A 6,479-nucleotide genomic window follows, 5' to 3' on the forward strand; every position below is an offset into this window, starting at 1 on the left:
GGACAAAATGAATCACAAATCAAACTTAAAGAAATTAACCGTAACCGCAATTTTTGCAGCAATCGCAGTCGTAGGAAGCCTTTTCTCATTTCCGGTATTCGGCTCAAAATGTGCCCCGGTACAGCATCTTGTAAACGTACTGTGTGCTGTTCTGGTAGGACCTTGGTGGGGACTTGCCCAGGCATTTATTGCATCCTTAATCCGTAACCTTTTAGCATTGGGAAGTCCACTGGCATTTCCGGGAAGTATGTGTGGAGCACTTCTTGGCGGACTCCTTTATAAATATGGAAAGAAACTCCCATTTGCATATATCGGTGAGGTAGTAGGAACCGGAATCATCGGTGGAATGCTTTCTTATCCGGTCGCTTATCTGGTAATGGGAAATACAGCAGCCGCATTATTTACTTTTGTTGTACCATTCTTAATCAGTACCTGTGGAGGAACCATTATGGCAATGATTATTACCATTCCTTTAAAGAAATCAGGAATGTTAGCAAAAATGAAAGATAGTCTGGAGAACTAGAATATGGAATTAGAAGCCGGAAAAATTGTAGAACTGCATCAGGAAATAAAAAAGAAACGTCCGGTCATTCACTGTATAACCAATGCGGTGACCGTCAATGACTGTGCCAATATTCTGCTGGCAGCAGGCGCATCTCCGACCATGGCACATCATCCGCTGGAAGTGGAAGAGATAACAGAAGGGGCAGCAGCCTTAGTCTGCAATCTTGGAGCTATTGCGGATTTTGAAGCTATGGAAAAAGCCGGAAAGAAAGCGGATGAAATGGGACATGCCATTGTATTAGACCCGGTAGGAATTTCCGGTTCTACTTACCGGCGGATGAAATGCCAGACTTTGATAAAAGAAATTCACCCGACCTGCATTCGGGGAAATTATTCTGAGATTCGTGCACTGTTAAAGGACTGCAATACCGTAACCGGTGTGGATGCATCGGATAAGTCTGTTGATGTGGAAAGCATGAAACAATATGCGAAAGCACAGAAGACGATACTGATTGCATCCGGTGCAGTGGATGTGATTACGGATGGCGGAGAAGTCTTTGAATGCAGAAGAGGCCATGAAATGATGGCGCATATTACCGGAAGCGGTTGTATGTCATCGGTTATGCTGGGTGCATTTCTTGGAACAGAAGCAACCATAGAAGCGGCAGCAGCCTGCTGCAGTTTTATTGGATTGTGCGGCGAGGCAGCCGCAGAAAAAACAAAGGAATGTCAGGGCGGTACCATGACATTCCGAAATGTTTTCATCGATGAAGTTTCGTTGATGACACCGGAGAAAATTTATGACCGGTATCAGGAAAAGTAGTTTTGTATACCAGATGATGCATTAATCATTTGGCGTATTGTGAAACCGGCCTTCCAATTCCTCCGTCTTTACAATATTGATAAATGCGTGTGGGTCGATGGAACGTATCATAGGAATTAACTGGCGCTTAGCCTCCGTATTAATGACGGAGTAGATAAGCGTCTTTTCTTTTTCTTCATAACAGCCAATGCCCTGAAAGAGGGTGGCATCATGGTTGGTGGTTTCCCGGATCGCATGATAAATTTCATTGGATTTATCGGAAATAATAAACAGAGTCTCTTTCTTGTAACGCTTATAAAGCATCTGAATTACCTGTGTGCTGCAGAACTGGTAAATAATGGAATAAAGTGCAATAGACCAGCCAAAGAGAGCACCTGCAATGGCAAGGATAATGACATTGCCAAGGAGAATATAATTCCATGCATCAATTCCCTTCTGGGAAGAAAGATAAATACTGATAAAATCGGTTCCACCGGTAGTAGTTCCAACGTTTAAGCACAGGCAGATGGCAAATCCGTTTAAAAGACCACCGAACACACTGATTAAAAGAACATCCTGTGTAAATACATAAGCCGGCAGCAGGTCTACGAAAATACTGGATAAGAAAATCGTAAGAATCGAGTACCAGGTAAATTTTTTCCCAAGGAACCGGAAACCGATATAGATTGGGAAAATATTTAAAGCCACGTTGAAAAAGGTATATGGAATATCAATATGGAAAAAGGTCAGTCCGATTTCCTGCAAGAGCAGGGATACTCCGGAAAAGCCACCCGGAAATAATCCGGCAGTTTTCGCAAAACAACGCAGGTTCCATGCATACAGAATCGATGCAAAAAATACGATGAAAATCCGGAAGACCTGATAAAATTTTGGATGTTTGGACTCAATGGAAAGAAACATAATGATTACCTCCTGTTATCAGATTTTTTTATAGGGACTGTGTCCATAACACTTCTCACAGACCCGGAACGGATAACCTACCGGCAGCGTTACGCCGCAGTATTTACAGGTGCGGATATAATCCTTCTTATCTTTGGCAAGAAGCTTCATAATTGTATCTTCTGTCTTTTCCCGTTCCCGGTTTAATCGTTCGCTATCAGAAATTTTTCCCATTCTGGTGGAAAACTGATGGTACAAGTCCAGCATTTTATAAAAAGTTTCGTAACGCATCAGTCCCTTGTCATTACACATAATCAGTGATGGAAAATGAAGGGAGACATCAGCAGTATAGGTTTTACAGTAATAGAGCCACAAATCAACGATATCCCGGTTTTTGATATCAATGGAGCAGGTCAGCATCCGGTAGAGGGTATGTTTATCCTCAAACCCATCGATTTCTTTACGGGCTTTATATGCCTTATCATATAGAAAGAGAATTTCGTCAATGCTGATTTTCTCAAAAGGAGCAGAGGGCTCTACGGATTTCCATATTTTTAAAATGGCATTTAATGGCTCGTCCATATCTAAAAGGACATGTGGGAAACCAAGGCTTACCTTCTTAATAACCGGTTCCGGTTGGTCAAAACGTTTGGCAATATAATTTCTGGCATCCTCGCCCATGGCATTGACATAACCGGTGTCATACATGCCAAACCGTCCGGCACGTCCGGCAATCTGCCGTATCTCCGGAATATTAAGCGGGCGGGTGGAAATGCCGTCATACTTTTCTGTCTGGATAAAAACAATTCTTCGTACCGGAAGATTCAGTCCCATACCGATGGCATCGGTGGAAACCACTACTTTTGTTTCGTGGCTTAAGAAAAGACGAATCTGTCTTCTGCGGATTTCCGGTGGAAGACTGCCGTAGATGACACTGGCACGAATTCCCTCACGTTCTAATCGTCCGGCAATGTCTAAGACAGCACGCTTGGTAAAAGTGATTAGTGCATCACCTTCTGTGACATCATCCGGAAAAACAAATGCCTCTTGCTCACAGACCAGTGCAGTTTTCCGTTCATAGTGGCGAACCTCAAAGGTATCCTCGCAAAGGGCTATGAGGTGGGTAACAACTTCCTCGGCAGCAGGACTCATGCAGATATGGATTTCATCTGCTTTTACCCCCAGAATAGCGCGGGTCCAGGAGTGCCCACGGTCACGGTCTGCAATCATCTGTGCTTCATCAATAACGGCAATATCATAGTGCTGTTCCATGTCCAACATTTCAATGGTAGAAGAAGTAATCCGGCTGTTTTCCTCCGGAATGCATTCTTCTCCGGTAAGCATCGTACAGGCAATGCCGGCATCTTTCATTTTCTCATAGATTTCCAGCGCCAGAAGACGCAAAGGACCAAGATAGACTCCGCACGAAGCCTCTTTTAAACGCTCTAATGCGTGATAAGTTTTGCCACAGTTGGTAGGACCAACATGCAGGATAAAATGCCGCTGCATGCCTCTGGTCTGTGGAAATTCTGTTTCCGGTTTCAACGGAACCATCCCGACAATCTGATGACGCATTCCAAATTGTCCATACTGATGGCACAAATCCTTTAAGGTGCGCCGGCAGATTGCAAGGGGCATTTCCTGATATAAAAAGTTTAAGAAACGCTCTGTAATTAATTCCGGTTCCTCGTCCCGCAGGGAACTGATATCAAGACGGACCAGCTCAGCAACAAGATAAGTCTCAAACTGCATAATATAAATGGGATTGGCATCCCGATAAACAAAATAGGAAAGATTACGGAGCTGACGGTGATAATTCTCCAGCTGCGGCTGTTTTATCTTCGGAGAATGGATAGCCAGCAGTTCCTTGGAAAGCCGCTGCATCCGCTTCGGATAAGGACCTGTTTCCGGTATCGTTTTTTTATGCTTCTTTTTCGCAAAGGTTTTATACTGGGCACAATAGAATTGTACCAATTTATCTGTCTGTATCATACGACCTCCATATCTATGCTAAGTATACCATTCTTTGGGTATGGTTGCAAAAGACATATTTTTCACTTTACAGGAAATTGCTTTCCTGTAAAGGAAAAAACGCTCCGCGGGGATGCGCACTGCGGCGTATAAGGTAGATGTCGCAAGCGACCGCCGCAGGCGCGAGAATGTGCCAAGGCACATTCTATGTTCTATGAAATCTCATCCACCGCTGGTTTGACTTCGGAGAAAATGGGTGTTACAATCGTTCGGTATGAAATGCTTTATGCAGGCGATGGGGAAAGCTTATAAGATACAATAAATATCATTGGTATTTAGAGATTGACTGGCTTTGACCTAAAATGCCTACAGTTCTTACACATATGTTTTTCTTGATTGTAAACTGTCTTTTGCCTGCTTTGACTGGAATACTGTACTGTCCGCTGGATACGGATGCCACATAAGTCCTGCAAGGGGCACTAGGAATTTCGATTTACAGCCTGCTTTGTCTGGCAACCGGCACAAATTCACATCCATGTTCATCTGTGCCTCGCTGGTACATCCCTGTACCAGCGTTGCCTGTTGCCAGACGAAATTCCAAGTGCCCCTAACAGTCCTTGAAATGCATCCGCATTTCAGCGAACGGTGCAGTATTACTGTCAAACATGAAAAAGACGGTTTTCATAGCAGAAAGAAAAACATATGTAATAGAACTGTGGTATTTTATGGTCAGGTCAGACAAGCTATGAATACCAAGGATATTTCTTTTAACTTATTGTCTTTCCCCTTCGCCTGAGAAAGAAAGGAGACCGTGATGGAACACACAGTAGAAACTACGAAGAATCCGCTGGCGGAAGAAAAAATCGGGAAACTGATTGCCCGCTTTGCAATACCGGCAATCATCAGCATGCTGGTAAGTTCCCTTTATAATATAGTAGATCAGATATTTATCGGACAGGGCGTTGGCATGCTTGGAAATGCTGCAACAAATATTGCATTTCCGGTATCCATTATCTGCACGGCAACGGCATTGTTACTTGGAATCGGAAGTGCATCCAATTATAATCTGGAGACCGGAAAAGGAAATGTAGAAGAAGCAAATAAGATTGCAGGAACAGGACTGGGTCTGCTGTTTATCTGTGGAGTGATAATTGCAGCAATCGTATTGCTGTTTTTAAATCCGCTGCTGTATTTATTTGGTGTAACACCAGATGTGCTGCCATATGCACAGGATTATACATTTATTACAGCCTTAGGAATCCCGTTTCTGGTATCCACAACCGGCGGAACGCATCTGATTCGTGCGGACAGAAGCCCGACCTATTCCATGACCTGCATGCTTGTGGGCGCAATTATCAACACGATTTTAGACCCGTTATTTATTTTTACATTTAACTGGGGAATCAAAGGAGCCGCATGGGCGACTGTAATCGGACAGTTTGTATCAGGTCTGCTTGTTATTATATATTTTGTAAAATTCCGAAAAATGGAACTTCGGTTTTCCATGCTTCGTCCAAGGGTAAAATATATGAAAGCGATTGCAGCATTGGGAATGGCTTCCTGCATCAACCAGATAGCCATGGCAATCGTGCAGATTACCATGAATAATACGCTGCGTCATTACGGAGAAATGTCTGTATATGGAACAGATATCCCCCTTGCCTGCGTTGGAATTATCTCAAAAGTAAATATGGTATTTATGGCAATCTGTATTGGAATTTCCCAGGGCTGTCAGCCAATCTGGGGCTTTAATTATGGAGCGGGAAGTTTCGAGAGAGTAAGAAAAACATTCTGGCGTGCTTTTGAGATATCCGTGCTGGTGGGTGTTGCATTTTTTGTTGTATTTCAGATATTTCCACATCAGCTGGTGACGGTATTTGGTGATGGAAGTACAGAATATTTCCAGTTTGCAGAGCGGTATTTCAGAATTTTTATGTTTATGACATTTATCAATGGAATTCAGCCAATGTCTTCTGGTTTCTTTACATCCATTGGAAAAGCCAGACTTGGTATTGTTGTATCACTGACCAGGCAGGTGCTGTTTTTGCTGCCGCTGATTCTTATTTTCCCTTTGTTTATGGGAATCGACGGAGTAATGTATGCAGGACCAATCGCAGATGCAGCTGCAGCTGTCGTTGCCATTTTCTATGCACTGCGTGAATTAAATATCATGAAAAATTTAGAAAAGAAAGCAGTATAAAAAATATTAATATAAAAAACGTCAAAAAGAATCCCATGGAAAATGATATGTACCCAGAATCCTGGACACATATTTATGAACTAGGCTGAACACATGGATGCT

5 protein-coding genes are annotated in these 6,479 nt (G+C 43.0%); 3 read left to right on the forward strand and 2 right to left on the reverse strand.

The genetic code is table 11. From position 1 onward, the window contains the following. Positions 1-7: 7 nt before the first annotated feature. Entirely contained in the window at positions 8-523 is a 516-nt protein-coding gene (gene thiW / locus DXB39_RS07990) for an energy coupling factor transporter S component ThiW (protein WP_117841257.1), read from the forward strand. A gap of 3 nt (positions 524-526) precedes the next feature. Then, positions 527-1,327 (forward strand): hydroxyethylthiazole kinase, encoded by an 801-nt coding sequence (thiM, locus tag DXB39_RS07995; RefSeq protein ID WP_117841256.1) that lies wholly within the window; start codon positions 527-529, stop codon positions 1,325-1,327. Between the two features lie 21 nt (positions 1,328-1,348). Here the strand turns inward: thiM and DXB39_RS08000 are convergent, their stop codons facing one another. Further along, the gene (locus DXB39_RS08000; protein WP_117698457.1) at positions 1,349-2,227 is read right to left on the reverse strand and encodes a YitT family protein; all 879 of its coding nucleotides are present in this window, start codon (positions 2,225-2,227) and stop codon (positions 1,349-1,351) included. An 18-nt stretch (positions 2,228-2,245) separates the two neighbouring features. Beyond that, positions 2,246-4,198, reverse strand: a complete 1,953-nt coding sequence (locus DXB39_RS08005) for a helicase-related protein (protein ID WP_117841255.1) — start codon at positions 4,196-4,198, stop codon at positions 2,246-2,248. Positions 4,199-4,991: 793 nt separating this feature from the next. Here DXB39_RS08005 and DXB39_RS08010 point away from each other — a divergent pair. Continuing rightward, positions 4,992-6,377: an MATE family efflux transporter gene (locus DXB39_RS08010; RefSeq protein ID WP_117841254.1), complete on the forward strand. Its 1,386-nt coding sequence runs from the start codon at positions 4,992-4,994 to the stop codon at positions 6,375-6,377. Positions 6,378-6,479 lie beyond the last annotated feature (102 nt).

Origin of the sequence: Roseburia sp. OM03-7AC (genome assembly GCF_003462625.1) — a bacterium.
GTDB classification, from domain to species: Bacteria; Bacillota; Clostridia; order Lachnospirales; family Lachnospiraceae; genus Roseburia_C; species Roseburia_C amylophila.

Excerpts from the sequence above, each read along its gene's own strand:
- DXB39_RS08005 (WP_117841255.1), bottom strand. The coding sequence starts at position 4,198 with ATGATACAGACAGATAAATTGGTACAATTCTATTGTGCCCAGTATAAA.
- thiM (WP_117841256.1), top strand. The coding sequence starts at position 527 with ATGGAATTAGAAGCCGGAAAAATTGTAGAACTGCATCAGGAAATAAAA.
- thiW (WP_117841257.1), top strand. The coding sequence starts at position 8 with ATGAATCACAAATCAAACTTAAAGAAATTAACCGTAACCGCAATTTTT.
- DXB39_RS08010 (WP_117841254.1), top strand. The coding sequence starts at position 4,992 with ATGGAACACACAGTAGAAACTACGAAGAATCCGCTGGCGGAAGAAAAA.
- DXB39_RS08000 (WP_117698457.1), bottom strand. The coding sequence starts at position 2,227 with ATGTTTCTTTCCATTGAGTCCAAACATCCAAAATTTTATCAGGTCTTC.